The 26,545-nt window shown below is 51.1% G+C and carries 23 protein-coding genes and 1 other annotated feature (1 of these 24 running past the window's edge); of the genes, 13 read left to right on the top strand and 10 right to left on the bottom strand.

Annotation, left to right across the window (positions count from 1 at the left end; translation table 11 throughout):
• Nucleotides 1-44: a binding site (T-box leader), on the top strand (it extends 204 nt beyond the left edge of the window).
• A gap of 167 nt (nucleotides 45-211) precedes the next feature.
• Nucleotides 212-2,980 carry an isoleucine--tRNA ligase gene (gene ileS, locus B1728_RS12160; RefSeq protein ID WP_079910643.1) on the top strand — a complete coding sequence of 923 codons (2,769 nt, stop codon included), beginning with the start codon at nucleotides 212-214 and terminating at the stop codon, nucleotides 2,978-2,980.
• A 60-nt stretch (nucleotides 2,981-3,040) separates the two neighbouring features.
• On the opposite strand, the gene B1728_RS12155 is transcribed toward ileS, so the two are convergent.
• The gene (locus B1728_RS12155; protein ID WP_079910469.1) at nucleotides 3,041-3,796 is read right to left on the bottom strand and encodes a TraR/DksA C4-type zinc finger protein; all 756 of its coding nucleotides are present in this window, start codon (nucleotides 3,794-3,796) and stop codon (nucleotides 3,041-3,043) included.
• A gap of 109 nt (nucleotides 3,797-3,905) precedes the next feature.
• On the opposite strand from B1728_RS12155, the gene lspA reads away from it, so the two are divergent.
• The 5 genes from lspA to B1728_RS12130 all read left to right on the top strand — a co-directional run bounded on the left by lspA (nucleotide 3,906) and on the right by B1728_RS12130 (nucleotide 7,510).
• Nucleotides 3,906-4,397 (top strand): signal peptidase II, encoded by a 492-nt coding sequence (gene lspA, locus B1728_RS12150; protein ID WP_079910468.1) that lies wholly within the window; start codon nucleotides 3,906-3,908, stop codon nucleotides 4,395-4,397.
• 5 nt (nucleotides 4,398-4,402) lie between these two features.
• Nucleotides 4,403-5,350: an RluA family pseudouridine synthase gene (locus B1728_RS12145; RefSeq protein ID WP_079910467.1), complete on the top strand. Its 948-nt coding sequence runs from the start codon at nucleotides 4,403-4,405 to the stop codon at nucleotides 5,348-5,350.
• 15 nt (nucleotides 5,351-5,365) lie between these two features.
• The gene (locus B1728_RS12140; RefSeq protein ID WP_179135986.1) at nucleotides 5,366-6,520 is read left to right on the top strand and encodes an aminotransferase A; all 1,155 of its coding nucleotides are present in this window, start codon (nucleotides 5,366-5,368) and stop codon (nucleotides 6,518-6,520) included.
• A gap of 175 nt (nucleotides 6,521-6,695) precedes the next feature.
• Nucleotides 6,696-7,118, top strand: a complete 423-nt coding sequence (locus B1728_RS12135; protein WP_079910465.1) for an SRPBCC family protein — start codon at nucleotides 6,696-6,698, stop codon at nucleotides 7,116-7,118.
• Nucleotides 7,115-7,510, top strand: coding sequence for an ArsR/SmtB family transcription factor (locus B1728_RS12130; RefSeq protein ID WP_079910464.1), 396 nt, complete (start codon nucleotides 7,115-7,117; stop codon nucleotides 7,508-7,510). Before B1728_RS12135 ends, B1728_RS12130 begins: the two co-directional genes overlap by 4 nt.
• A gap of 62 nt (nucleotides 7,511-7,572) precedes the next feature.
• Here B1728_RS12130 and B1728_RS12125 read toward each other — a convergent pair whose 3' ends face one another.
• Entirely contained in the window at nucleotides 7,573-8,733 is a 1,161-nt protein-coding gene (locus B1728_RS12125; protein WP_079910463.1) for an N-acetyldiaminopimelate deacetylase, read from the bottom strand.
• 78 nt (nucleotides 8,734-8,811) lie between these two features.
• Entirely contained in the window at nucleotides 8,812-9,522 is a 711-nt protein-coding gene (dapD, locus tag B1728_RS12120; RefSeq protein WP_079910462.1) for a 2,3,4,5-tetrahydropyridine-2,6-dicarboxylate N-acetyltransferase, read from the bottom strand.
• Nucleotides 9,523-9,920: 398 nt separating this feature from the next.
• Here dapD and pyrR point away from each other — a divergent pair, with 398 nt between their 5' ends.
• The 7 genes from pyrR to pyrE all read left to right on the top strand — a co-directional run bounded on the left by pyrR (nucleotide 9,921) and on the right by pyrE (nucleotide 18,794).
• Entirely contained in the window at nucleotides 9,921-10,457 is a 537-nt protein-coding gene (pyrR, locus tag B1728_RS12115; protein WP_079910642.1) for a bifunctional pyr operon transcriptional regulator/uracil phosphoribosyltransferase PyrR, read from the top strand.
• Complete coding sequence (locus tag B1728_RS12110; protein ID WP_079910461.1) at nucleotides 10,454-11,362, top strand: aspartate carbamoyltransferase catalytic subunit; 909 nt, start codon at nucleotides 10,454-10,456, stop codon at nucleotides 11,360-11,362. The genes pyrR and B1728_RS12110 overlap by 4 nt, the downstream gene beginning before the upstream one ends.
• Nucleotides 11,363-11,460: 98 nt before the next feature.
• On the top strand, nucleotides 11,461-12,747 hold the full coding sequence (locus tag B1728_RS12105) for a dihydroorotase (RefSeq protein WP_079910460.1): 1,287 nt from the start codon (nucleotides 11,461-11,463) through the stop codon (nucleotides 12,745-12,747).
• A gap of 117 nt (nucleotides 12,748-12,864) precedes the next feature.
• On the top strand, nucleotides 12,865-14,052 hold the full coding sequence (locus B1728_RS12100) for a carbamoyl phosphate synthase small subunit (RefSeq protein WP_079910459.1): 1,188 nt from the start codon (nucleotides 12,865-12,867) through the stop codon (nucleotides 14,050-14,052).
• Nucleotides 14,039-17,254 (top strand): carbamoyl-phosphate synthase large subunit, encoded by a 3,216-nt coding sequence (carB, locus tag B1728_RS12095; RefSeq protein WP_079910458.1) that lies wholly within the window; start codon nucleotides 14,039-14,041, stop codon nucleotides 17,252-17,254. Before B1728_RS12100 ends, carB begins: the two co-directional genes overlap by 14 nt.
• A 139-nt stretch (nucleotides 17,255-17,393) precedes the next feature.
• Nucleotides 17,394-18,089: an orotidine-5'-phosphate decarboxylase gene (gene pyrF / locus B1728_RS12090; protein ID WP_079910641.1), complete on the top strand. Its 696-nt coding sequence runs from the start codon at nucleotides 17,394-17,396 to the stop codon at nucleotides 18,087-18,089.
• A gap of 42 nt (nucleotides 18,090-18,131) precedes the next feature.
• The gene (gene pyrE / locus B1728_RS12085; protein WP_079910457.1) at nucleotides 18,132-18,794 is read left to right on the top strand and encodes an orotate phosphoribosyltransferase; all 663 of its coding nucleotides are present in this window, start codon (nucleotides 18,132-18,134) and stop codon (nucleotides 18,792-18,794) included.
• A 151-nt stretch (nucleotides 18,795-18,945) separates the two neighbouring features.
• Here the strand turns inward: pyrE and mtnB are convergent, their stop codons facing one another.
• From mtnB to B1728_RS12050, 7 genes are all read right to left on the bottom strand, one after another.
• Complete coding sequence (gene mtnB / locus B1728_RS12080) at nucleotides 18,946-19,587, bottom strand: methylthioribulose 1-phosphate dehydratase (RefSeq protein ID WP_079910456.1); 642 nt, start codon at nucleotides 19,585-19,587, stop codon at nucleotides 18,946-18,948.
• Entirely contained in the window at nucleotides 19,584-20,246 is a 663-nt protein-coding gene (locus B1728_RS12075) for a 2-hydroxy-3-keto-5-methylthiopentenyl-1-phosphate phosphatase (RefSeq protein WP_079910455.1), read from the bottom strand. The genes mtnB and B1728_RS12075 overlap by 4 nt, the downstream gene beginning before the upstream one ends.
• Nucleotides 20,243-21,520 (bottom strand): 2,3-diketo-5-methylthiopentyl-1-phosphate enolase, encoded by a 1,278-nt coding sequence (locus B1728_RS12070; protein WP_079910454.1) that lies wholly within the window; start codon nucleotides 21,518-21,520, stop codon nucleotides 20,243-20,245. Before B1728_RS12070 ends, B1728_RS12075 begins: the two co-directional genes overlap by 4 nt.
• Before the next feature lie 15 nt (nucleotides 21,521-21,535).
• Nucleotides 21,536-22,402 (bottom strand): pyrroline-5-carboxylate reductase, encoded by an 867-nt coding sequence (gene proC, locus B1728_RS12065; RefSeq protein ID WP_079910453.1) that lies wholly within the window; start codon nucleotides 22,400-22,402, stop codon nucleotides 21,536-21,538.
• Between the two features lie 37 nt (nucleotides 22,403-22,439).
• Nucleotides 22,440-23,708 carry a glutamate-5-semialdehyde dehydrogenase gene (locus B1728_RS12060; RefSeq protein WP_079910452.1) on the bottom strand — a complete coding sequence of 423 codons (1,269 nt, stop codon included), beginning with the start codon at nucleotides 23,706-23,708 and terminating at the stop codon, nucleotides 22,440-22,442.
• A 41-nt stretch (nucleotides 23,709-23,749) separates the two neighbouring features.
• The gene (gene proB, locus B1728_RS12055; protein ID WP_079910640.1) at nucleotides 23,750-24,865 is read right to left on the bottom strand and encodes a glutamate 5-kinase; all 1,116 of its coding nucleotides are present in this window, start codon (nucleotides 24,863-24,865) and stop codon (nucleotides 23,750-23,752) included.
• Between the two features lie 363 nt (nucleotides 24,866-25,228).
• Nucleotides 25,229-26,431, bottom strand: a complete 1,203-nt coding sequence (locus tag B1728_RS12050) for a pyridoxal phosphate-dependent aminotransferase (protein ID WP_079910451.1) — start codon at nucleotides 26,429-26,431, stop codon at nucleotides 25,229-25,231.
• Nucleotides 26,432-26,545: the final 114 nt, after the last annotated feature.

The raw sequence follows: 26,545 nt of genomic DNA, 5'->3' as shown, positions 1-26,545 counted from the left end.
AATGTCTTAATCAGGGTGGTACCGCGAGACTTCTCGTCCCTAGGGGATGAGGGTCTTTTTTTGTTCTCTCGTATCGATCGATTGCGATCCTGCTGAACCAAGGGCATCTGCAGAGGGCTGCAAACGCCTTTAATCAGCTCTTCTTCATGGGGAGACAGAGAGGCTCCTGTTACGAGGCTATATGATTTTATTGAAGGGATGGAAGCAACAAATGGATTATGGAAAAACATTAAACCTGCTGCAGACGGATTTTCCGATGCGCGGCAACCTGCCTCAGGCGGAGCCGAAAATGCTGGAACGCTGGAATGAAATGGACATTTACCGCAAGGTTCAGGAGAGCCGTAAAGGAAAGCCAAAATTTATTTTGCATGACGGACCTCCTTATGCCAACGGGGACATTCATATCGGACATGCGATGAACAAAATTTTGAAGGACATCATTGTCCGCTTCAAAACGATGCAGGGCTATGATGCGCCGTATGTTCCTGGATGGGATACCCATGGGCTGCCTATCGAGCAGGCTATTGCAAACGGCGGCAAAGTAGACCGCAAAAAAATGAGCGTTCATGAATTCCGTGAATATTGTAAGGAATACGCACTGCAATGGGTGGAGAAGCAAAAAAGCCAATTCCAGCGCCTTATGGTTCGCGGCGACTGGGATAATCCGTATATTACCTTGCAGCCGAAATACGAAGCTCAACAAATTCGTGTGTTCGGAGAAATGGTGAATAAAGGGTACATTTATAAAGGCCTGAAGCCGGTTTACTGGTCTCCATCCTCCGAAAGCGCACTGGCAGAGGCGGAGATCGAGTATCAGGACAAGACATCCACTTCCATTTATGTAGCCTTCCAGGTGCAGGATGGTAAAGGCAAGCTTCCTGAGGATGCTTCCATTGTCATCTGGACAACAACGCCATGGACGCTTCCTGCTAACTTGGGCATCAGCGTTCATCCTGACTTCGATTATGCGGTTGTGTTGGCTGACGGGAAGAAATATGTCCTTGCAGCAGGTCTTCTGGAGGCGGCCTCTAAAGAAATCGGCTGGACGGATGTACAGGTGCTTTCCCAGCTGAAAGGCAGTGAGCTGGAGTTTGTGCTTTGCAAGCATCCTTTCTATGACCGTACATCGCTTGTGATGATGGGCGAGCATGTAACGCTGGATGCCGGTACGGGCTGCGTACATACAGCTCCGGGACACGGGGAAGACGACTTTATCATCGGCCAGCGATACAACCTGGGTGTGCTTTGTCCCGTAGACGATCAAGGTCATTTTACCGCCGAGGCTCCAGGATTTGAAGGCATGTTCTATGAAAAAGGCGGCAAGCTGGTCACCGAGATGATCCAGGAGTCCGGACATTTGCTGCACATGACGACGATTCAGCATCAGTATCCGCATGACTGGCGGACGAAGAAGCCGGTTATTTTCCGCGCCACGGAGCAATGGTTTGCTTCCGTTGACAAGTTCCGTCAAGAGATGCTCGACGAAATTAAACGGATTCAATGGACACCGAATTGGGGCGAGGTTCGTCTTCATAATATGATCGCGGACCGCGGAGACTGGTGTATTTCCCGCCAGCGTGTATGGGGCGTTCCGATTCCGATTTTCTACTGCCGCAGCTGTAATGAACCTGTTGTTAACAACGATACCATCGAGCACGTTGCTCAAATTTTTGAAAAGGACGGATCCAATGCATGGTTCCAGCTGGATGAGCAAGAGCTGCTGCCGACTGGTACGGTATGTCCGAAATGCGGCCACGACCATTTCCGCAAAGAAACCGATATTATGGACGTGTGGTTCGATTCCGGTTCCAGCCATGTAGCGGTTCTTGAGACGCGTGAAGAGCTGCAATGGCCTGCAGACCTCTATCTGGAGGGCTCTGACCAATACCGCGGATGGTACAATTCTTCCCTTATTACCGGGGTAGCTGTGAAAGGGCAAGCGCCTTACAAAGGCATCCTGAGCCACGGATTTACGCTGGACGGCGAAGGCCGTAAAATGTCCAAATCCCTCGGAAATACGGTGGATCCTAACAAAGTATGCGAGAAGCTGGGCGCCGATATTTTGCGACTGTGGGTTTCTTCCGTGGATTATCAATCGGATGTTCGTATCTCCGATAATATTCTGAACCAAATTACGGAGGTTTACCGCAAAATCCGTAACACGCTGCGCTTCCTGCTGGGCAACCTGTACGACTTTAATCCGGGCACGGACCGGGTTGCTGCAGAAAACATGAACGAGCTCGACCGGTTTGCCTCTGCACAGCTTAACCGGATGATCGATCGGGTTATCAAAGCTTATGACTCCTATGAGTTCCATATTGTTTATCAAACCGTTCATCATTTCTGTGCGGTAGAGCTGAGCGCATTCTATCTGGACATCATCAAGGATCGTCTGTATGCCAGCGCTCCGGCCGATGCAGGACGCAAAGCGGCACAAACCGTATTATATGACGCTTTAACGGCAATAACTAAATTGATTGCGCCTATTCTGCCTCATACGTCCGAGGAAGTATGGATGCACATTCCTGGGGCAGAGCTGGATAGCGTTCAGTTAAGCGAATTCCCGGAAGTGAACAAGGCATTGTTCGACGCGGCTCTGGAGAGCAAATGGGAGCAATTTATCGGAATTCGCAACGATGTATTGAAGGCTCTCGAGGAAGCGCGCAAGGAGAAAATCATCGGCAACTCGCTTAGTGCCGCCTTACATTTGTACCCGGATGCAGATACCTTCAAGCTGCTTCAAAGGTTCGAGCAGCTGGATCAGCTGTTCATTGTCTCTGCAGTAGCTCTTCATGAGCCTGGTGCGCAAGTGCCGGAAGGAGCCCATTCCTTTAAAGGGCTTGCGGTTCAAGTAGTTGTAGCCGAAGGCGAGAAATGTGAGCGCTGCTGGATTGTTACGCCGGAGGTAGGTCTTGACGAGGAGCATTCCACTCTATGTAAAAGATGTGCCAGTGTGATGAAGCAAACGGCTGGAGTTTAATCTTGGGGAAGGCTTCCGGCAGAAGAGATCTTTTGCCGGAAGCACCTGTTTTCTTAGGGCTTAATAGTAACCTTCGTCCGATACTTCCAGATCGGGCTCCAGGAGTCCTTCGCCTTCACCGTTGTGAAGGTATTCTTGATAAGCGCGGTTTCGTACTACAGTGACATGCTGGCCGTACATATCCGTTGCCAAGAAGCTTTCGAATGATTCTACGTACCCGTCATGCTCGTCTGCCTCGATTTCCATGTCATTGTAATCGTCGGAGACATTAGGATTTTCGGCCATGGCCGGAGTGTTGGATGTTCCCCAGCTTTCAACGATTTGCCATGCGTCTTCGCCGTCAAACTGATTTTGGTCGGCCTGAGCGTCTAAGCTGGTCCTGCCGAACGGCGGAGCCAGAAATTCTTCTTCAACAGGACGTCTTTCCGATGCATGAGGATCAGGGACATGCTCAACGCAATAAAGTGTAGTTGGTATAGCCTGCAGCCGCTCGAAAGAAATAGGGGCGCCGCAGGTGTTACAATAGCCATATCGGCCATTATCGATTCGTTCTAATGCTTCCTTCACATCTATAAGATGGCGCTCCCGGTTTTCATGCAAAGCGATATCCTTGCTTCGTTCGAATAACTCTGAGCCCAGGTCAGCGGGATGGTTATCGTTGGTGGACAGCTCACCGGTTTGATTTCGAAGCGATTCGCTCAGACCGAAGTGCTCGTTAGTCTCCCAATGATCCTCGAGCCATTGCTTTTCTTCCTGCAGTGTTCGCTTTAGTTCTTGCAGCTGTCGGGAATTGATTGCGTTCGGTTGATCCGGCATGGGGCCGCCTCCTTTTTTAGAATCACGTTGCCTCTATTTTTTACGAATAGTGACCTTTTTACATAGGAAAATCATTGTAGTAAAGGAAGCGAACTAAGGAGATGAAACATTGATCTATTACATCTACGCATTGATTGTGCTTCTTTTGGACCAGGCGACGAAATGGCTTATCGTTAACAAATTGCTGATAGGCGAGTCCAGATCGGTCATCGGCGAATTTTTTCAAATTACGTCTCACCGTAACCGCGGCGCTGCGTTCGGCATCTTGCAGAACCAGAGATGGTTTTTTATCGTAATTACGTTAGTGGTCGCTGCCGCTGTGATCTGGTATCTGCAAAAAACGCGCAAGGAAGGCCGCAGGCTGCTGCCGTTTGCGTTAAGCCTCTTGCTGGGCGGAGCTCTAGGCAATTTTATCGACCGCGCTTTGTTCGGTGAAGTGGTTGATTTTCTGCAGTTCCGTTTTCAGTTTAACTGGTTCGGAACGCCTGTAGACTATACGTACCCGATCTTTAATATTGCAGACTCCGCCATTGTTGTAGGGGTTGCACTTATTTTCATTGATTCGCTCAATAGCTGGAGCAAGGAAAGGAGAGGCGCATAATCGACATGTCAGTTTCGGATCAAGAGCAGCTGGAGTCAACGTTGGAATGGATCGCCGGAGCTGAAGACCGGGGAGAGCGGATCGATAAATTCATAACCGAGTCGTTGGAAGAGGATGTGTCTCGCACGCAAGTGCAGCAGTGGATTAAAGACGGGCATCTTACCGTCAATGGAGCCACCGTCAAAGCGAATTATAAAATAGCGGAAGGTGACCGGCTGCTCCTTACTATTCCCGAGCCGGAGGAGCTTAATCTGGAGCCGGAGCCGATTCTGTTGGAGGTCGTCTACGAAGATTCCGATGTCATTGTTGTCAATAAGCCGCGGGGGCTTGTCGTTCATCCTGCACCGGGACATTATTCCGGCACCTTGGTTAATGCGCTGCTGTATCATTGCAAGGATTTATCCGGCATTAACGGAGTCATGAGACCCGGTATCGTACACCGCATCGATAAGGATACTTCCGGACTTTTGATGGCGGCCAAAAATGATTTGGCGCATGTTTCTCTAGCCGCTCAGCTGAAGGAGCATTCCGTCAACCGCAAATATTTGGCCGTTGTCCACGGCAACGTGGCGCACGATAACGGCACCATCGATGCACCTATCGGAAGAGACCCTCATGACCGTAAGCTCTACACGGTGACAGATAAAAACAGCAAGCATGCGGTAACCCATTTTGTCGTGCTGGAAAGATTCGGCGACTTCACCTTGCTGGAGTTAAAGCTGGAGACGGGACGCACCCATCAAATCCGGGTTCACATGAAGTTTATCGGGCATCCGCTGGCAGGAGATCCGGCATATGGGCCGGTCAAAAGCAAGCATGTAGGCATGGACGGACAAGCGCTGCATGCGGCTGTTCTTGGGTTTGTGCACCCGCGGACGGGAGAGCATCTGCAATTTGAGGCAGAGCTCCCTGAAGATATGCAGCATCTGCTGCATGTGCTAAAAAATCGATAAGGACGGATGGAAGATATGGAACATTTGATTAATGCCAAAGTGAAGGACATCCAAATCTCAGGTATCCGTAAAATATCCAATCTGGTGAGTACGTATAAGGATGCGGTCACCTTGACGATCGGCCAGCCGGATTTTCCAACACCCGACCATATTATGCGGGCGGCTAAGGCGGCTATCGATGCGCATAAAACGACGTATACTCCGAATCCCGGAATGATTGAGCTGCGTCAAGCGGCCGCGCAATTCTTAGACCGGAAGTATGGGCTTAAGTACCGTCCGGAAACCGAGGTCATCGTAACGACGGGAGCGAGTCAAGCGCTGGATATTACGCTGCGCACGATTCTTGATGCGGGCAGCGAAGTGATCTTGCCAGGACCTATTTATCCGGGCTATGAGCCCCTCGTCCGCTTATGCGGAGGAGAGCCGGTCTATGTGGATACCCGGGCCAATGGCTTCAAATTAACCGCTGAGCTGCTTGAGCCTCATATTACGGATAAAACAAGATGCATCATATTATGTTATCCTTCCAATCCTACGGGACGGGTGTTGAGTCAGCAGGAGCTGGCGGATATTGCGCGGCTGCTTGAGGATAAATCCATCTTTGTTATCTCGGATGAAATCTACAGCGAGCTCATTTATGATCAGCCTCACTTTTCTCTGGCTGCCTTCCCGGCAATGCGGGAGAAGACAATCGTGATTAACGGCTTGTCGAAATCCCATTCCATGACCGGATGGCGGATCGGCTTCACGTTTGCGCCTGAGTATTTATCGCAGCATATGGTAAAGGTCCACCAGTACAACGTTACCTGCGCAAGCTCCATCAGCCAGTATGCCGCGCTGGAAGCTTTGACCAACGGGATAGATGATGCGCTGCCGATGAAGGAAGAATATATGGTGCGGCGGGATTTCGTATATAACCGGCTCCTCCAAATGGGCTTTGAGCTGGATAAACCGGAAGGAGCATTCTATTTGTTCCCTTCCATTGAACGGTTCAAGCTTACCTCGATGGATTTCACGATGAGGCTCCTTGAGGAACAGCGCGTTGCCGTCGTTCCTGGCGATGCTTTTTCTATCTACGGGGAAGGGTACATCCGAATTTCCTATGCTTATAGCAGGGAAGTGCTCGAGAAAGCGATGGATCGCTTGGAGACTTTTGTCAAGAAGCTATAATATTTAATTATCACCGCGGAAAATCGATCTCCGCGGTTTTTTGCTGTAGGGATAAGTGAATAAGATCAAGAGGCTTATGGGTAAAATAAGGAGGTTGACGTGAAACCAAATGGTTTCGTATAATCATAAGTGAAACCTTTTGGTTTCATAAAATGACCTTGGAGGAATTATAAAGATGAGCCAAAATACATTGCCCGATATTCGTCAAACCTTAACCTTGAATGCCCCTATACAGAAGGTATGGGATGCTGTAGCTACTTCCGATGGTATCGCGGCCTGGTTTATGCCGAATAATTTTCAGCCAATCGAAGGATATGAATTTCATTTAAACGCAGGTCCCTTTGGAGATTCACCCTGCAAGGTAACTGTGATTGATCCCCCGAACCGTCTTTCCTTCCGATGGGGAAAAGACTGGACGCTTTCCTTCGAATTGATTGAGAAGGGTGATCAAACGGAGTTTACCCTAATTCATTCCGGGTGGGATGCGGACAAGGTGACGGAGTTCGGTCAACCGCATACGGCAGTGAGAGAAAATATGGCAGGCGGCTGGAACGGAATCCAGAAGAAGCTGGCAGCCTATGTTGAAGGAGCGCAATGAGCTCTTCATCGCCAAAACACGATGTGTTTCAAGCGATAGCAGATCCTACCCGACGCAAGCTGCTGCAGCTGCTGGTTCAAGAGGAGGAAATGCCGGTTACGGTTATAAGCGGGCATTTTCCTATGAGTAGAACGGCTGTTTCCAAGCATCTGCGGATATTATCGGATGCCGGGCTGGTGAAGGAAAGAAAGGTTGGCCGCGAGACCCGGTACCGTCTGGATACAGAACCGCTTCAGGAGCTCAAGCGATGGCTCAGCTTCTATGAACGCTATTGGGAGAATAAAATGGCGGCATTAAAGCGTTATGTCGAAGCGGATGAATCCGGGGAAAGCGGGGGCTCCCTCGAGTTGGTGGAGGCCAAGAAAGCATTGGAAGACGAATCATCCCTATAAATAAAGGAAGCTCCTTCGCCCGGTTGGGCTGAAGGAGCTTCTTTCATTTAAGAGAGATATTTTTAGTTGGACTGGCTGGATTTCCATGTCACATAGCTCGTAATTGTCTGAATGGCAAGATCTATCGCCTGCTCGTTCGGCTCGATTTTGGCATGATGAAGCCCGTACGGCGTATCTACGCCGAGCCAGAACATGAAGCCGGGGATGGCCTCCAGTAAATAACCGAAATCTTCGCCTGTCATCGCCTCTGTACATTCAATCAGCTGCATCTTGCTCTGTTCTTGTACCCAAGTCATGAACTCGGTCGTAAGCTCCGCATGATTGAAGACTTGACGGTAATTGGCGCCATAATCGATATCCACCTTACAGTTATAAGCCGTTTCCATGCCTGCGGTAAGCGATTCGATCCGTGACTTAATCAAGGTCATGGTCTCGGCAGACAAAGTACGGATGGTCCCTTCCAGACGAGCCTTCTCGGCGATGATGTTCTGCTTCGTTCCGCCGTCGATCTTGCCGATGGTAATGACCGCCGAATCCAGCGGATTTACATTGCGGGAGATTATCGTCTGCAGCTGGGCTACCAGCTGGCAGGCTGCGATAACCATATCGTTAGCCTGGTGCGGATAGGCAGCATGTCCGCCTTTGCCGGTCAAATCAATGAACAGCTCGGACGTATTGGCGAATAAAATTCCGGGTCTGGTCGCAATCGTGCCGACAGGATATTCCGGAGCAACATGCAGGGCTATGATTTGATCCGGCATCCATTCCTTGAGCTCCTCGCTCTCGAGCATCGGTTTGGCCCCGCCGGGCCCTTCCTCAGCAGGCTGAAAAATAAACGTGATGTCGTCACGAATCGGATGATGAACGAAGTGTGTCAATACGCCCAATCCAATGGACATGTGGACATCATGACCGCAGGCATGCATAAAGCCTTCATGAATGGACCGGAATTCATACGTTGTGTCTTCTAGTATAGGCAGCCCGTCCATATCGGCGCGATAGCCGAAGCGGCGGACAGGCGCTGTCCCTTTTACATTCACCAGAATGCCGGTACGCCATGTGCGGAGCTCATAGCGGTCCTCAGGAAGGGACTTGATATAGTTCAATAAGTACTGCTGGGTTTTGAACTCCGCGAAGCCCGGCTCGGGAATTTGATGCAGCTCCCTGCGAATAGCTACAAATGGGCTTGGATTGTCGACAATGCTTCTGCCGGATGCAGACATGGGGCAGCCTCCTTGATCAAGTGTTCGTTATACAAAAAGCCCGGCGAGAATCGCCGAGCCCTTGTCAGGCACATTGGTTTACAGCGTGCGCAGGTCTTGCAAAATTTCGGTTTTGGATTTGGTTTTAGCATCAACGGTTTTGATGACGCGGGCAGGTGCACCGGCAACAACTGTGTTTTCCGGAACGTCTACCGTCACGACAGCACCGGCAGCAACGACAGAGCCTTTACCGATACGAACGCCTTCAAGAACAACGGCGTTGGCGCCGATAAGCACGTCATCCTCGATAACAACCGGTTGAGCTGAAGGAGGCTCGATAACGCCCGCAATGACGGAGCCTGCACCAATGTGGCACATAGCGCCGATTTTGGCACGTCCGCCAACGACAACGTTCATATCGATCATGGTTCCTGCGCCGATGGAAGCACCGATATTGATGGAAGCGCCCATCATGATGATTGCATTGTCGCCGATTGCCACTTTATCGCGGATAATCGCGCCCGGCTCGATACGAGCGTTGATGTTCTTCAGATCCAGCATAGGAATCGCGGAGTTGCGGCGGTCATTTTCCACCACGTAATCTTCGATTTTGCCTTGGTTTTCGTCAAGGACGCGTTTTACTTCCGTCCATTCACCGAATAGAACGCCGCTCTTACCTGAGATGAAGGATTTGATTTCTGCTCCGAAATTGATGGATTCCAGATCACCCTTTACATATACTTTCACTGGGGTTTTTTTCGTGCTGGTTTTAATAAAATTAATTACTTCTTCTGTGTTCATTTCTACCATGAAAATTCCAACTCCTTATGTATTATACCGTGTGCCGGACCAGTGTCGGGCGCAACGAAATCATTCCTTTCCTTTATAGCATACATGAGGGGGTTCTAGCAATGTATCTGTCGACATACATCGACACTCGCTATTGACAACGGCTAATGATCATGAGATAATGCTCGTAACTGAATAGCACCTTTAAGGATCAGTCCCGTGAGGCTGGCAAGGTGAACGAATGGAATGAACGGTAATGGAGACATCTCCGTAGTCTGCGCGTACAGACTTCGTGTGTCCACGACCGCTTCTATCTCTGTGCACGCAAACCTTGCCTAACAAGCAAGGTTTTTTGTTTTGCCAATCACATCCTGAGCAGGAGGTCGAAGACCTTGGCGGAAGAAAAAGAGCATGTGTTAATGGACGAAACGGGCATGCGCCGCGCGTTAACCCGGATCGCCCACGAAATATTGGAGAGAAATAAAGGCTTCGAAAACTGTATGTTGATCGGAGTCCGCACACGAGGCATTTACCTGGCGAGAAGAATTGCCGAGCGCATCATGGAAATTGAGAACGTACCGGTTCCCATCGGTGAAATCGACGTAACCCGGTACCGGGATGACCGTTCGGGCCGAATGGAACGCGCGGTTCAGAAGAGTGACGGCGCTGCATCGGGAATGGATATTCAGAATAAAAAAATTATTTTGTTCGATGATGTTCTCTTCACAGGACGAACGGTCAGAGCGGCCATGGACGCCTTGATGGATCTGGGCAGACCGCAAATGATTCAGCTCGCCGTGCTTGTCGACAGAGGTCATCGCGAGCTGCCGATCCGGCCCGATTATGTCGGAAAGAACATCCCTACCTCGAGGCTTGAATCCATCGAGGTGCTGCTGAAAGAAGTGGATGGCTCGGATCAGGTAGTCATAACGCAATATAGGAGGCAAAACGGATGACACAGTTGAAGGTTGCAGCAGAGAGACATTTGTTAGGCACCAAGGGTATGAGCGCTGAAGATATCACTTCCATACTGGATCGAGCCGCATATTGGGAGCAATATCCGGTGAAGCTGGCGAATCACCTGCAAGGCCGTTTTGTAGCCAACATGTTTTTTGAGAACAGTACAAGAACCCGATTCTCATTTGAAGTAGCGGAGAAGAGATTGGGCGCTGAAGTTCTGAACTTCGCGGCGGCCGTTTCAAGCGTACAAAAGGGAGAATCGATTTACGATACCGTTAAAACGCTGGAATCCATGGGTATTGACGCAGGAGTCATCAGGATGAAGCCGAACGGCCTGCTCGCCGAGCTGGCGGAGAAGATTAAAGTGCCGCTGATTAACGCGGGCGACGGCAGCAACGAGCATCCGACCCAGGCTCTGCTGGATCTCTACACGATGCGCAAGCACTTCGGACATCTCAAAGGATTGAATGTATCGATCATCGGAGACATTCAGCACAGCCGCGTAGCGCGCTCGAATCTGTGGGCGCTGCAAACGATGGGTGCCAAAGTAAGCTTGTGCGCACCAGTAAGTATGCAGGCACCTGAACTGGCTGCCTATGCACCTTACGTATCGATGGAACAAGCCATCCAGGCCGATGTAGTGATGATGCTGCGGGTTCAGCTGGAGCGTCACGAAGAGAACACCTTCAAGTCTACAGAGGACTATCGTGAAGCGTACGGATTGACAGTGAAGAGAGAGGCCATGATGCAAAAGCATGCGATCATCATGCATCCGGCCCCGGTAAACCGGAATGTGGAAATCGACGATGAGCTTGTGGAATGTGAGCGTTCCAAAATTTTCGCGCAGATGGGTCACGGTGTACCGATCCGGATGGCGGTCATCGAGAGAGCGTTAAGCTAACATACGATTCATGGAATGCTGTTTGACAGCGAACGGAATCAGCTTGAATCCAATTACTGGACACACTATAGGTACTTACGAAATACAGGGAGGGCATTATGGGAATCTGGATCTTGAACGCTCAAGTCGTTGCTTCCGGTAACGAGCTGGCAAAACAACATATTTTAGTGGAAGGCAATGTCATAGAGAAGATCGTTGACGCCGCCGGCGGTCAACCCGATACAGCAGGACACACAGTGATCGATGCGGCTGGTAAGCTGGTTACTCCAGGCTTGATCGATATGCACGTTCACCTTCGTGAGCCTGGCTTCGAACATAAGGAAACTATAGCCACAGGTACCCGTTCTGCGGCTCGCGGCGGCTATACGACGATTGCCTGCATGCCGAATACTCGTCCGGTAATCGATACGGTGGAGACTGTCAACTATGTGCTGGACAAGGCTGCAACAGAAGGCGTCGTCCGCGTCCTGCCCTACGGCTGCATTACCAAAAACGAGCTCGGCCGCGAGCTGACGGATTTCGATGCGCTTAAAGAAGCGGGAGTTATCGGTTATACAGACGACGGTGTGGGCGTACAAAGCGCTCAAATGATGAAGGATGCGATGGCCAAGGCCGCTTCTATCGGAATGCCGGTTATCGCTCATTGCGAGGATAATACCCTGGTAGAAGGCGCTTGGGTAAGCGAAGGAGCGTTCTCCAAAAAGCACGGCCTCAAAGGCATCCCTAATGAGTCGGAAGCCATCCACGTCGGCCGCGATGTGCTCTTGGCGGAAGCGACAGGCGTACACTACCATGTGTGCCACGTAAGTACGGAGCAATCGGTTCGCTTGATCCGCCATGCAAAGCAGTTCGGCATCAAGGTGACTGCGGAAGTATGCCCTCACCATCTGCTGCTGTCGGATGAAGATATCCCAGGCATGGACGCCAACTGGAAGATGAATCCTCCGCTGCGTACACCGAGAGATGTTCAAGCGTGTATCGAAGGCTTGCTGGACGGCACGATTGACATTATCGTAACCGACCATGCACCTCACAGCGAAGAGGAAAAAGCCCGCGGCGTCGATCTGGCACCGTTCGGCATCGTAGGCTTCGAGACAGCCTTCCCGCTTCTGTACACCAAATTCGTAGCGACAGGCCAATGGACCTTGCAGTTCCTCGTGGAGAAAATGACGTCCCTTCCGGCACAAGTATTCGGATTGCCTTACGGAACGCTTGAGGTTGGCAAAGAAGCGGATATCGCGATCATTGACCTGGAGACGGAAAAAGAGGTTAACCCCGAGGAGTTCGCTTCCAAAGGCCGCAACACACCGTTTACCGGCTGGAAGCTGAAAGGCTGGCCGACCTTGACCATGTTCGGAGGGAAGGTAGTTTATACCGAAGCGTAAGCTAAACGGCTGTTGAAAAAAGGTTGAAATGGAGGCTTGCCGCCTCCGGTACTTAAAGATTCATATCGTTCACTTTTAACATATAAGGTTCTTTACACTGAGAAGGAGTTGAAGACGATGCAGGCAAGATTGATATTGGAAGACGGTACGATTTTTACCGGGAAAGCATTTGGCAGTGAAGGCGAATCGACAGGTGAGGTCGTTTTTAATACAGGGATTACAGGCTACCAAGAGGTTCTTTCGGACCCTTCGTATTGCGGACAAATCGTTACGATGACCTACCCGCTGATCGGCAACTACGGAATTACACGCGATGATTTCGAATCTATCCGCCCATTCGTTCACGGCTTCGTCGTACGTGAGCATGAAACGGTTCCTAGTAACTGGAGAGCGGAATACTCCGTCGATAGTCTGTTGAAGGAATATGGCATTATCGGAATCAGCGGCGTGGACACACGGATGCTGACCCGCCTTATCCGCCACCATGGGGTTATGAAGGGCTTGCTTACTACTTCCAATAAATCGGCTGCCGAGCTGCTTGAGCAGCTGAAAGCAACTCCGCTGATGACGGACCAAGTGGATCGCGTTTCTACGAAGAGCGTATTCAGCTGCCCGGGTTCTAAAGAACGCGTAGTGGTAGTTGACTTCGGTGCAAAGAGCGGAATCATTCGTGATCTGACTAGCCGAGGCTGCGACGTCGTTGTTGTGCCGCAAGATACTACAGCGGATCAAATCCGCCGGCTGGCACCGGACGGCATTATGCTGTCCAACGGCCCTGGGGACCCGAAAGACGCTCCTCATGCGGCGAAAATGATTTCCGAAATTCTCGGCGAGTTCCCTATCTTCGGCATCTGCCTTGGACACCAATTGCTTGCATTGGCTTGCGGCGCGGATACGGAAAAGCTGAAATTCGGTCATCGCGGCGGCAACCATCCGGTTAAGGATCTCAGTACAAATCGCTGCTACATTACATCTCAGAACCATGGCTATACGGTTAAAGAAGAATCCATCGCCAATACGGAGCTGGAAGTAACACATATCAACAACAACGACCATACGATCGAGGGCTTGAAGCATAAGAAGCATCCTGCCTTCTCGGTACAGTACCATCCGGAAGCGGCACCTGGTCCATATGACTCCAGCTACTTGTTCGATGATTTCGTAGCTATGATTCGTGACTTTAAGGAAGCGAAGCCTAAAGTGCCGAGACAAGCGCAAATTTCGGCTGCTTCCAAGCTAGGCGCTCAACCTGCGGGCTCTGCTGCCCCTGCATCGAAAGGAGAACTGCACTATGCCAAAAAATAATAGCTTGAAAAAAATACTCGTTATCGGTTCCGGTCCTATCGTTATCGGTCAAGCGGCAGAGTTCGACTATGCCGGCACACAAGCCTGCCAAGCCTTGAAGGAAGAGGGAATGGAAGTCGTTCTGATCAACAGCAACCCGGCTACGATCATGACCGATACCAACATGGCGGACAAAGTCTACATCGAGCCTATTACACTGGACTTCGTAACTCAAATCATTCGTCAAGAGCGTCCTGACGGTTTGCTGCCTACGCTTGGCGGCCAAACCGGCTTGAATATGGCGGTAGAATTGGCGCGTGCAGGTGTGCTTGAGCGTGAGAACGTGAAGCTGCTCGGTACTCAGCTGACAGCTATCGAAAAAGCGGAAGACCGCGACTTGTTCCGCGATTTAATGAGAGAGCTGGAACAACCGGTTCCAGATAGCACGATCGTAACGACCGTACAAGAGGCAGTTGATTTCGCCAACGAAATCGGGTACCCGATTATCGTCCGTCCGGCTTATACATTGGGCGGTACAGGCGGCGGTATTTGCGCCAACGAAGAGGAGCTGCTGGAGACGGTAGCATCCGGTATTCGCTACAGCCCGATCGGACAATGCTTGATCGAGAAGAGCATCGCCGGCATGAAGGAAGTCGAGTACGAGGTTATGCGCGACGCCAACGATAACTGTATCGTGGTATGTAACATGGAAAACTTCGATCCGGTGGGCGTGCATACGGGCGACAGTATCGTTGTGGCACCAAGCCAAACGCTGTCCGACCGTGAGTATCAAATGCTCCGCTCCGCTTCACTCAAAATTATTCGCGCCTTGAACATCGAAGGCGGATGTAACGTGCAATTCGCGCTGGATCCATTCAGCTATCAATATTATGTTATCGAGGTGAATCCTCGTGTAAGCCGCTCCTCGGCGCTTGCATCCAAAGCAACCGGCTATCCGATTGCCAAGATGGCTGCCAAAATCGCTATCGGCTACACCTTGGATGAAATCATGAACCCGGTAACGGGTCAGACTTACGCTTGCTTCGAGCCGACTCTTGACTACATCGTATCGAAAATTCCTCGCTGGCCGTTCGATAAATTTACAGCGGCAAACCGCAAGCTGGGTACGCAAATGAAAGCGACCGGGGAGGTTATGGCTATCGGCCGTACCTTCGAGGAATCGATACACAAAGCGATCCGATCCCTTGAAATCGGCGTTCACCGTCTGTATTTGAAAGAAACGGACCTGCTGGACAAGGAAACACTGGAAGCGCGTCTTGTTAAGCCGGACGACGAGCGTATGTTCCTGATTGCGGAAGCATTCCGCCGCGGTTACACGCTTCAGCAAGTTCAAGACTTGACCAAGATCGACTGGTGGTTCTTGAGCAAGCTGGAAGGACTCATTCAATTCGAAGAGCAGCTGGCTCAGCCTGAATTGACGCAGGAGCTGCTGTATGAAGCCAAGCGCAAAGGCTTTACTGACCGTGCAATTGCCGAAATTCGCAGCAATGCGGATAAAGGGCTGAACTTCACTCAAGAAGCCGACATTCGTGCTTATCGTCTGAGCTTCAATCTGAAGCCGGTTTACAAAATGGTAGATACTTGCGCGGCTGAATTCGAGGCTACAACACCTTACTACTACTCGACTTACGAGACAGAGGATGAAGTGAAGGAAACCTCGAAGCCTAAGGTTGTCGTTCTGGGCTCCGGTCCTATCCGTATCGGACAGGGGATTGAGTTTGACTACTCCACCGTACATGCCGTATGGGCAATTCAAGCGGCAGGGTATGAAGCGGTCATTATTAACAACAACCCGGAGACCGTATCGACAGACTTTAACACTTCCGACCGTCTCTACTTCGAACCGCTGTTCTTCGAAGATGTAATGAACGTTATCGAACGCGAGAATCCAATCGGGGTTATCGTACAATTCGGTGGTCAGACAGCAATCAACCTCGCGGCTCCGCTTGCCAAAGCAGGCGTGAAGATCCTGGGTACCGATCTGGAAAACATCGATGCGGCAGAAGACCGCAAGAAGTTCGAAGCGCTGCTGCGCGGCTTGAACATCGCACAGCCTCCAGGTGGCACCGTAACATCGGTTGACCAGGCTGTAGGTATGGCTTCCAAATTCGGATATCCGGTGCTCGTTCGTCCATCCTACGTATTGGGCGGCCGCGCGATGGAAATCGTATATTCCGACCAGGATCTCCTGAACTACATGGAATATGCTGTGAAAATCAATCCGGAGCATCCGGTGTTGATCGACCGTTATATGCTGGGTAAAGAGGTTGAGGTTGACGCGATCTGCGATAAAGAAACCGTCTTGATCCCTGGTATTATGGAACACGTTGAGAGAGCAGGCGTTCACTCCGGTGACTCCATCGCAGTGTATCCGCCGCAATCGATCTCGGAAGAAATCAAGCAGCAAATTATCGATATTACAACGAAAATTGCAAGAGGCTTGCAAGTCGTCGGTCTGGTTAACATTCAGTTCGTCATCTATCAAGACCAAGCCTACGTTATCGAAGTGAATCCGCGTTCTTCCAGAACGGTTCCATTCTTGAGCAAGGTAACGAAGATTCCGATGGCCAACCTGGCAACCCGCGTCATTATGGGCGAAAAGCTTGCCGATCTAGGCTACCAAACTGGCTTGTGGCCTGAAGATGAGTATGTATCTGTAAAAGTTCCGGTATTCTCCTTCGCTAAGCTGCGCCGGGTAGATACAACCCTCGGACCTGAGATGAAGTCTACAGGGGAAGTTATGGGACGCGATCATACTTTCGCGAAAGCTCTTTATAAAGGCTTGATTGGCTCCGGAATGAAAATCCCGCCAACCGGCGCTATCATTGCAACCGTAGCGGACAAAGATAAAGAAGAAGCCATTGAGATTTTGACCGGCTTCTACAAGCTGGGTTACAAAATCGTGGCTACAGGCGGCACCGCCAAAGCGCTTGAAGAAGCGGGTCTGCATGTAACGCGTGTGAACAAGCTGAGCGAAGGCTCTCCGAACATTCTGGATTTGATCCGCAATGGCGAAGCACACTTTGTCGTCAACACGTTGACGAAAGGCAAAACGCCTGAACGCGACGGGTTCCGTATCCGCCGTGAAGCGGTTGAGAACGGGATAGTCTGCATGACCTCTCTCGATACGGTAAGAGCGCTGTGGCATATGCTCGAAGCGATCAACTTCCAATCCAGACCGATGCCTGCGCATCACGCATAAATATAATGAAATGATTAGCACAGTGCTCCAGTCACCATGAGGGATGCTGTGCTAATCCCTTGATTAGGCGTCCATAGGCGTCAAAACCAATCGGGAGGCAATTGACGTGCAAGTACAAACGAATGTAGCGGAGAGAATAATGGTTGCGCTGGATTATCCAGGCGCGGCGGAGGCCCGGCAATTGATCGAGGCTTTGAAAGGAATCCCGTGCTATATGAAAGTAGGAATGCAGCTGTTTTATAGCGCTGGACCTGAATTCGTAGCCAGCTTGAAGGAGCAGGGCTATAAGGTGTTTCTCGATGTGAAAATGCACGACATTCCCAATACGGTCAAAGGCGGCTCTGAGAGTGTGACAAGGCTGGGAGTCGACATGTTCAACGTCCATGCGGCCGGAGGCAAGCAAATGATGGAGGCGGCTCTTGAAGGCGTAGACAAGGCATTAGGTTCAGGCCATACAACCAAGCCTATCGTGATTGGAGTCACCCAGCTGACCAGCACCAGCCTCACGGTCATGAATGAAGAAATCGGCATTTCAGGCAGTGTGGAGGAGGCTGTGCTTCGATATGCACGGCTGGCTCAAAGCGCAGGGCTTCATGGAGTCGTTGCTTCTCCTTTAGAGGTGATTAGGATTAAAGAAGCATGCGGCAGCGGCTTTATAACCGTAACACCGGGAATACGTCCTGCCGGCGCAGATATGGGCGACCAGACGCGTGTAATGACCCCGCCAGAGGCTTTTGAGCAAGGAACGGACTACATTGTTATCGGTAGACCCATAACGGCTGCAAAAGACCCTAGAGCTGCATTGGAAGCGATCATTCAATCTGTCAGCCAATAAGAATGAATCCATGAATAACCGTCAAAAAGGAGACCTATCTCAATGAGCGCAAATACTATCAAAACGAATACATTACTGGCAGAGCAAATCGCCGATGCTCTTCTCCGCATTCAAGCGGTAACGCTTCGTCCGAATCAGCCGTTCACCTGGGCATCGGGTATGAAATCCCCGATTTATTGCGACAACCGTTTAACGATTTCCTATCCGGAGATTCGCGAGCTGATCGCCGAAGGCTTCATTGCCTTAATCCGTGACAACTTCCCGGATGTCGAAGTGATTGCCGGAGCAGCTACTGGAGGGATTCCGCATGCGGCATGGGTTGCGCAAAAGCTGAACCTGCCTATGGTCTACGTAAGGGATAAAGCCAAAGGCCATGGCAAAGAAAACTTGATCGAAGGCGTGATTCGTCCAGGTCAAAAGACGGTCGTTATCGAGGATCTGATTTCTACCGGCGGCAGCTCGCTGAAGGTTGCCCTTGCTGTTAACGAAGCGGGAGCACACACGCAAGGCGTACTGGGGATCTTCTCCTATCAGTTCGAGAAAGCGAAAGAAGCGTTTGAAGGCGCCGGAATTCCTTTCGAAACGTTGAGCAACTATACGACTTTGGTGGATGTGGCTTTAAGACAAGGCAGCATTCAACAGCAGGATCTTGAGCTTTTGAAGGCATGGCGCTTAAATCCGAGCGAGTATGGGAAACAGGCGTAAAATCCATACATTAAGAAAAACCAAACCTGCAATCTGCTGCCCTAAATGGCAGCGGGTTGAAGGTTTTTTTGTCGTGTCTGGAAAATGATGAGGAGATGCAAAAAAGCGGCTCATCTCCCAAAAGGGCGAAGCCGCTTATTTTGATAGCATATTATTTTTTCAAAAGCTCCCAACGGTACACGTATTCGAATAAAAATTCGAAGGCTTCCAGGTTCCGCTTCGCCTCGAAAGCATTGGCTCCCCATGCATAAATCCCATGCTTCCGCAGCATGATGCCCGGAACACGGGGGACGATAGCATCTTGAACCAGCTCGGCGATTTTAGGAATGTCGGCATAGTTAGGAAGGAGCGGCACTTCGATCTTCGCGTCTTCCTCCCAGATGTTGAACGCTTTGATGAGCTCTACGCCTTCCACGGGAATGGATTTACGCTCCCAGAACAGCTCGGACACCAGGTTATTAAATACGGTATGAACGTGAAAAATAGCTCCGCAGCCGGTCGCTTTATAAATCTCGCAGTGGATCAGCGTCTCTGCGGACGGCTTAAGTCCCGTTGCATCGGTTGGCTGTCCTTTTTCATTTACAAGCAAAAAGTCCGACGGGGTATTAACAGATTTATCTTTACCGCTCGCGGTAATGGCAAAAGTAAAGTTTTCCGGAGCAAAATCGCCTACACGGATAGACAGGTTGCCGCTCGTAGCCGGAAACCACCCTTTTGCCGCCAAAATTGTTTTGACTTCCTTCAGCTCGGCAAACGCCTGCTGCTTTTCTTCCAATTTCAAGATACCGCTCACTTTCCTTTCAACTCCTCAAGCTGCTTGATAATATCATGAAAATCTTGAAATGCATAATAATTCAGTCCTAAATCCCGGCATAAGTCAATGAGGATCGAGCGGGCAAATACCGTATCGACCAGCTTGGCTCCTTCAAAGTCAGTGACACTGTCCCCGATCAGAATACGGTGGTATTCGTCATGTGAATATTTGCGGATAATCGCTGTTTTGCACATTCCGCATTCATTGTGGCACTGGTCGTCGCAGGCATGAGGCCATAAAATTTCAATATGGCTTCCGCTAAAGTCGCTGGAGTTGCAGTAGATATGATCCGTAGGGATCGAGAAGGAGGACAGAACCGGATAGACGAAAAAATCAATGCCCCCGCTGGTAACATAAAACTCGATGCCCTGCTGCTTGCAGTAGTCAAGCAGCTCTTTAAATCCGGGACGAATGACGACGTTGTTGATGGCATAATCGACAACCTCCTGTTTGCGGGAGGTCGGCAGCAAGGCGAACATTTTACCGACACCTTCGCGAATCGAGATCGATTTGGAGAGAACCTGCTCTACCAGCTGATCCCAGCCTGGCGGCTGAAAATGCTTCATGATGGCGACGATATTGTCGTTAACGGTGATGGTGCCGTCAAAATCGCAAAAGATGATCGTTTTATTGCTCATTCTTTAATCCCCCAGGCGTCGATGGCGGCTTGAAGCTCGGGATGGTTCTCCGCATATTGTCTAAGCGGAATTCCAGCTTGGCAGGCGGCTATTGCTTGACGGAAGGCTCGTCCTCCGGCGATAGTTCCCATAGGATGGCCATGAATGCCTCCTCCGGCGTTCACGATCACTTGCTCGCCGAAATCTCTCAGAATGAGAGGCACCAGACCGGGATGGATGCCGGCAGAAGGGACAGGGAAGCTGGTCTTTAAGCTTAATGCACCATTCGAAGAAGAAGCTTCAGAGCTGTATACATAGTCGGATGCTTGCTGAGTGAGCAGCACTTCCTTGATAGCCATATTCTCCTCACGCGGCATGACAACCGATCCGTATGGAGAAGGGAACAGCACAAGGTCGGCTCCTGCCAGACGCATTAGCTTGCCTAAGAGCACGTTTGCAGCAATGCCATAATGCGGCGACGGATAAAAAGCCCCTGCCATAGCGGGATGAGCCATAATCGGTACTTTAATGTCCGGATGGCGGCTCAGCTCGCTTAACACATCGAAGCCGTAAGAGAGCACATTGAACAGCAGTGCATTAGCCCCTGCGTCAATAGCTTTCCGCGCTTGATCCAGCAGGTTGAACGTAGGTCCGGTCAGGTTCGTTGCGTAGAGAAGCTTTTGACCGGTTTCGCTTTCTGCTTGTTTGGCAGCTTGAATGCAGGCTTCCACACGCTTTTCAATCGGCGTTAGCGGGTTTTCGAACAAAATTTCGTCATCCTTCACAAGATCGACACCGCTTGCCGCCTGCAAATAAAATTGCTCGCGAAGGGTAGATAAATCGTGACCGATTACGGATTTGAAAATGCTCATTAATAAAGGCCGATCGTGGACACCAAGGAGATCACGAACACCCTGCAGGCCGAATTTAGGACCCGGAAAAGCGGACAGGAAAGCTTCGGAGAAGGACAGGTCGATCAGCTTGATACGGCCGTCCATCGAAAGCTTGCCGAACACGGTTACGAGCAAGGCAGGGATGTCCCGGCTGAAATTGGCATCCGGATAAGCAATGGAGATGTCCGCATAGCGCTCCGATAACGGAGCGTTCGCCCCGGGCTCATGGACCTGGACGTCGATGACTTTTCCAAGATGACGCTCCATTTCGGCTTTTTTGGCTTCGGGCAGGTCCGTCCAGCTGCCGACGGTAAGGCCGACAGCAATCCCTTGCGCTTTTTTTGCGAAATCCGCTTTTTCATCATAGCAGCGGTATGTTGCAACACAGTAAGAATTGGACATGAGGCACACCTACTTTTATTTAGATTGAACGGCTGCAGCCTGAGAGGTTATAGCTTCTCCCAGCTCACCTGCACGCTCAGCGGCGCGCAGCACGGCCTTGGCCACTCCTGAAGAAAAATCGTACTGATCGAGCATCTCAATCGCAGCTTGTGTCGTACCGTTAGGGGAAGTGACCTTGCGGCGCAAATCGGCAGGTTCTTCACCGGTGAGCTTAACCATATTGGCTGCGCCCAAGACTGTCTGAACCGTAAGCTCTCTTGCCGCTTCTGGGGATAGACCTCCCCGGATGCCTCCTTCGATCATGGCTTCCATCATATAGTAAATATAAGCGGGCCCGCTTCCGGATACTCCCGTTACGATATCGAGCTTAGACTCCTCGACGACGGAGACGATACCTGTCGATGCGAACATATCGATCGCCAGCTGCTGCTGCTCTTTTGTCACCTGGGAAGAGAAGCTGATTCCTGTAGCGCCCAGCCCGATCGAGCTGGAGGTATTGGGCATGGTGCGGGCAATAGGTTGACCGGCAGAGCCCAAAATGGCTTCTATCGTTGCAATGGAAAGACCAGCAATGACAGAGACAAGCAGCTGGGAGCGGTTGAGCAGAGGAGCCAGCGCCTTCAGGCCTTCAATGGCATCCTTAGGCTTGAAAGCGACCACGACAACGTCCGCTTCCGAAGTTACCCGGTCTTTGTCTGTAAGTTCAGTAACATAGCTGACTCCGTAGCTTTCGTGAAGCTTCTGAAGGCGCTCCGTATCCTGCCGGTTTAACATGGTGATGCGGGAAGCATCGGCGTCCTTCTGGGAGGTGAGACCGCGAACAATCGCTTCCGCCATAGAGCCTGCACCTACAAAGGTAATTTTAGCGTTGGATAAAGACATAGGGAAAGTCTCCTTTTATTAAGGAAGTTAGTAATGGTTAGCCGCGAATTTGTCCGCTGCCCTGGATGCAGTATTTGCTGGAGGTCAGCTCAGGAAGCCCCATAGGACCGCGTGAATGAAGCTTTTGCGTGCTGATGCCGATCTCCGCTCCGAAGCCGAACTCGAATCCGTCGGTGAATCGGGTTGAAGCATTATGGTAGACAGCGGCGGCGTCCACCTCCTGGAGGAAGCGGGACGCGTGCTCTGCGTTCTCCGTCACGATACATTCGGAATGCTTCGTTCCGTGCAATTGAATATGCTCCAGCGCTTCATCTAGATTACGAACGACGCGAACATTGAGAATATAGTCGTTGTATTCGGTATCCCAATCCTCATCCGAAGCCGCCTTCATACCGGAAACGATCCGCCTTGCGGAATCGCTGCCCCGAAGCTCTACCTTGCTGTTGGCGAATTGCTCCGCAATGGAGGCCAGGTGCTTCTCCGCAAAGCTCTCATGGACAAGCAAGGTTTCCATGGAGTTGCACACGGAAGGGCGCTGTACTTTGGCATTTAGGGCAATATTTAACGCCATATCATATTGTGCGGTTTCGTCTATATAAGTATGACAAATGCCGGCTCCGGTTTCAATGACAGGCACTGTCGCGTTCTTGACGACGTTTTGAATGAGGGAAGCGCCGCCGCGAGGGATCAGTACATCAAGCAGGCCGTTCAGCTTAAGCATTTCGTCAACCGAGGAACGGTTCGGATCGAGAATGAGCTGAATAGCGTCCGCTGGGACATCCGAGCGTTGAAGCGCTTCGTGCATGATCTCAACAATCCGCTTATTGGAATGCAAAGCTGCAGAGCCGCCGCGCAGTACGACGGCATTGCCAGTCTTAAGGCAGAGGCCTGCGGCATCTACGGTAACGTTCGGGCGGGCTTCATAGATGATGCCGATGACGCCGAGAGGAACGCGGATTTTACGAATATGCAGACCATTAGGACGGGTGAATTCATCCAAGACGCTGCCGATAGGATCGTCCAGCTCGACGACCTCGCGTAAGCCTTGTGCAATCCCTTCAATTCGCTGCACGTTGAGAGCGATGCGGTCAAGCAGCGACTCGCTGGTTCCGTTAGCTCTGCCTTCACGCAAATCCACCGCATTGGCTTCGATAATGGATGGGGCTTCGGCTACAAGCGCGTCCGCCATTAAAAGCAAGGCGCGGTTTTTCTGCTCTGTCGTTAATATGCTTAGCTTTGGTGCGGCTTGTTTGGCCAGAGTCGCTTTCTGAACGACTTCACTTGAAGTTGCGGATTGAGTTGACATAGTGTTTCCTCCTTATTTATAAAAGTTCATTTTAGGGAAAGTCAGATTTGTTTATGGACGGTCAGCGTGATCCATTCGTCGCGGTGGATTACTTCCATCCGGTGAACCTCGATCCGTTTTTGTACTTCATCGGTGCTAAGACCGGCTACAGCCTGCAGCTGCCAGCCGGCATAGTTGACGACTCCCCGGCCGATCGTTTGCTGCTCGAGATTCACCACCTCCACGACGTCACCCGGGTGGAAGTCCCCGGATACTTCCTTCACACCGGCGGGAAGCAAGCTTTTGCCTCCGATGACAAGCGCGGTCTCTGCTCCTTCATCCACCGTTATGCGTCCCTGCGGCATGGAATGAAACCCGAGCCACTGCTTCTTCATCGGCAGATTATGCTCGCTGGTGACGAAATACGTTCCCTTGCCTTCCTCTTGGATGGCAGCCGCCAGATCGCCTTCGTCCGTGACACGTCCGATAAATACCGGTACGCCACCTCGCATGGCGATTCGTGCCGCTTCGATTTTGGAACGCATGCCGCCTGTACCGACGGAGGAGCCGGAGCCGCCGGCAATCCGATAGATGTCCTCGCCGATTTCGGTAACGCGATCGAATCTTCTGGCATTCGGGTTGCTGCGGGGATTATCGCTGTACAGACCGTCAATGTCTGTAATGATGACCAGCTGGCGGGCACGGACCAGATTCGCTACCAGGGCGGAGAGCATATCGTTGTCCCCGAATTTCAGCTCGTCGACAACTACGGTATCGTTCTCGTTAATGATAGGAATGATGCGATGACGAAGCAGTTCTTCAATGGTCATTGAAGCATTATGGATCCGCTGGCGATTGGAGAAATCAGACCGCGTGAGCAAAATTTGCGCGACTCCGATGCCGTGCGCTGCGAACGCCTCATGATAGGCTTGCATCAGCAGCGCTTGGCCTACCGACGCAGACGCCTGCTTCTCGTGCAGCACCTTCGGCCGGCTTATGTATCCCATCTCGCGAAACCCTGCGGCGACAGCGCCTGAGGTAACGAGCAGCACCTGATAGCCTTGAGCATGAAGCCGCGCCAACTCGGCGGAGAAAAATACGATTTTACTGCGGTTCAGACCTCCTTCGTCGGACGTTAGAGAGCTGCTCCCGATTTTAATGACGATGGTTTGCTGCATGGAATGAATCACTTCTTTCTACCTGAATAAATAATCAAGTGATCAACAACGCTGGAAAAGATAAGAACACAAAAAGCTCCCGTCCTCTAAGGACGGAAGCTTGTCACTTCCGCGGTACCACCTTAATTGATGATAAACATCCAGCTCTGATAGCCTTCTTAACGGCAAGGACAACAGCCGTCCAACTCATCGTTGGCCGTTCCGGGGCGGGTTCGGATAGTGTTCGCGGTAAATTCTCTCAGCCGGTGGAATTTACTCTCTGAGCGCGAAGGGACTTCTTACTATTCCCATCATCACGTTTTTTACTATTCCTTATAGCATAGCATGCTGCAGACCGATTTGTAAAGGTTCGTCCGCTTCCGCTCAGCCGAACAGATTCAGCCTTGCAACACGTTCTACCGCTTCCTGCAGCCGAGCCTCCGGAGTCAGCAAGCCCAGCCGCACGTAGCCTTCGCCGCTTTCGCCGAATCCGATTCCGGGGGCGACGACAATTTTGGCTTCCTCCAGCAGCAGATCGGAAAGAGAAGCGGACGTATGACCCTTCGGTACAGGGAGCCAGGTGAAAAAAGAGCCCTGCGAGCGAGGGGCTTTCCAGCCAATGGCATCCAGTGCCGTATAAAGAGCGTCTCTGCGTCCTTGGTACATGGCAAGAAGATCGCTGACGCAGTCCTGCGGACCCGTCAAAGCGGCAGCAGCGGCTTCTTGAATGCCGCCGAACAGGCTGCAGTAATAGTGGTCCTGAATCAGGTTGATCAGGCGGACAATTTCTTTATTTCCCAGCGCAAAGCCGACCCGCCAGCCTGCCATATTATAGGTTTTGGAGAGCGTGTAGAACTCGACTCCGACTTCTTTGGCCCCTGGCAGCTGCAGGAAGCTTACCGGCTTCTGCCCGTCAAATCCTAGCGCGCCGTAGGCGAAGTCGCTTGCAACGACGATTCCGTGTTTGGCCGCAAAGCGGATCGTCTCCTCGTAAAAGGAAGCCGGTGCGTTCACGGCCGTCGGATTATTAGGATAATTGATGAACATCAGCTTGGCCTTGTTCAAATCATCGGCTGGGATGGAGCTGTAATCTGGAAGGAAGGCATTGGATTCGCGAAGCGGCATGAAGGACATACGCGCTCCGGAGAGAGCGACGCCCGACCAGTAATCAGGGTAGCCCGGGTCCGGCACCAGGCATACATCGCCTGGGTTCAGCAAGCATTGGCTGATTTCGACGAGTCCGGTTTTCCCGCCGAACAGGATTGCTACTTCCGTTTCCGGATCAAGGTCCACTCCGTAATCCTCTTTGTACCGCTGAGCGACGGCCTGCTTTAAAAACAAGAAGCCGTTAAAAGGAGGATAGCGGTGATACAGCGGATTTTCCGCGGCTTCCTGCAGCTTTTTTACTATATGGGGCGGAGTAGGCTGATCGGGATTGCCTTGTCCGAGATTGATGACATCATGTCCTGCGGCTATTTGCAAATTAGCTTTTCCAACCAGCTTGGCGAAAAATTGTGCAGGCAGCTCCTGCATACGTAGAGCGGGCTGAATGGTAAAGCCGGAAATGTTGGATGAAGAAGCACTCATCTATGGTCACACTCCATGTATTTTTCTGTAGTATAGTCGTTCCACCGAACTAGCATTAATGTATCACGAATCCAAATGCATGTATACAACTCCGATCGGTTCCCTTTCATATTA

The sequence above is a fragment of the Paenibacillus sp. 32352 genome (assembly GCF_002042965.1).
Taxonomy (GTDB): domain Bacteria; phylum Bacillota; class Bacilli; order Paenibacillales; family NBRC-103111; genus Paenibacillus_S; species Paenibacillus_S vulneris.
The sequence above is the reverse complement of the archived record's forward strand: the minus strand, read 5'-3'. Positions and strand labels throughout refer to the sequence as shown.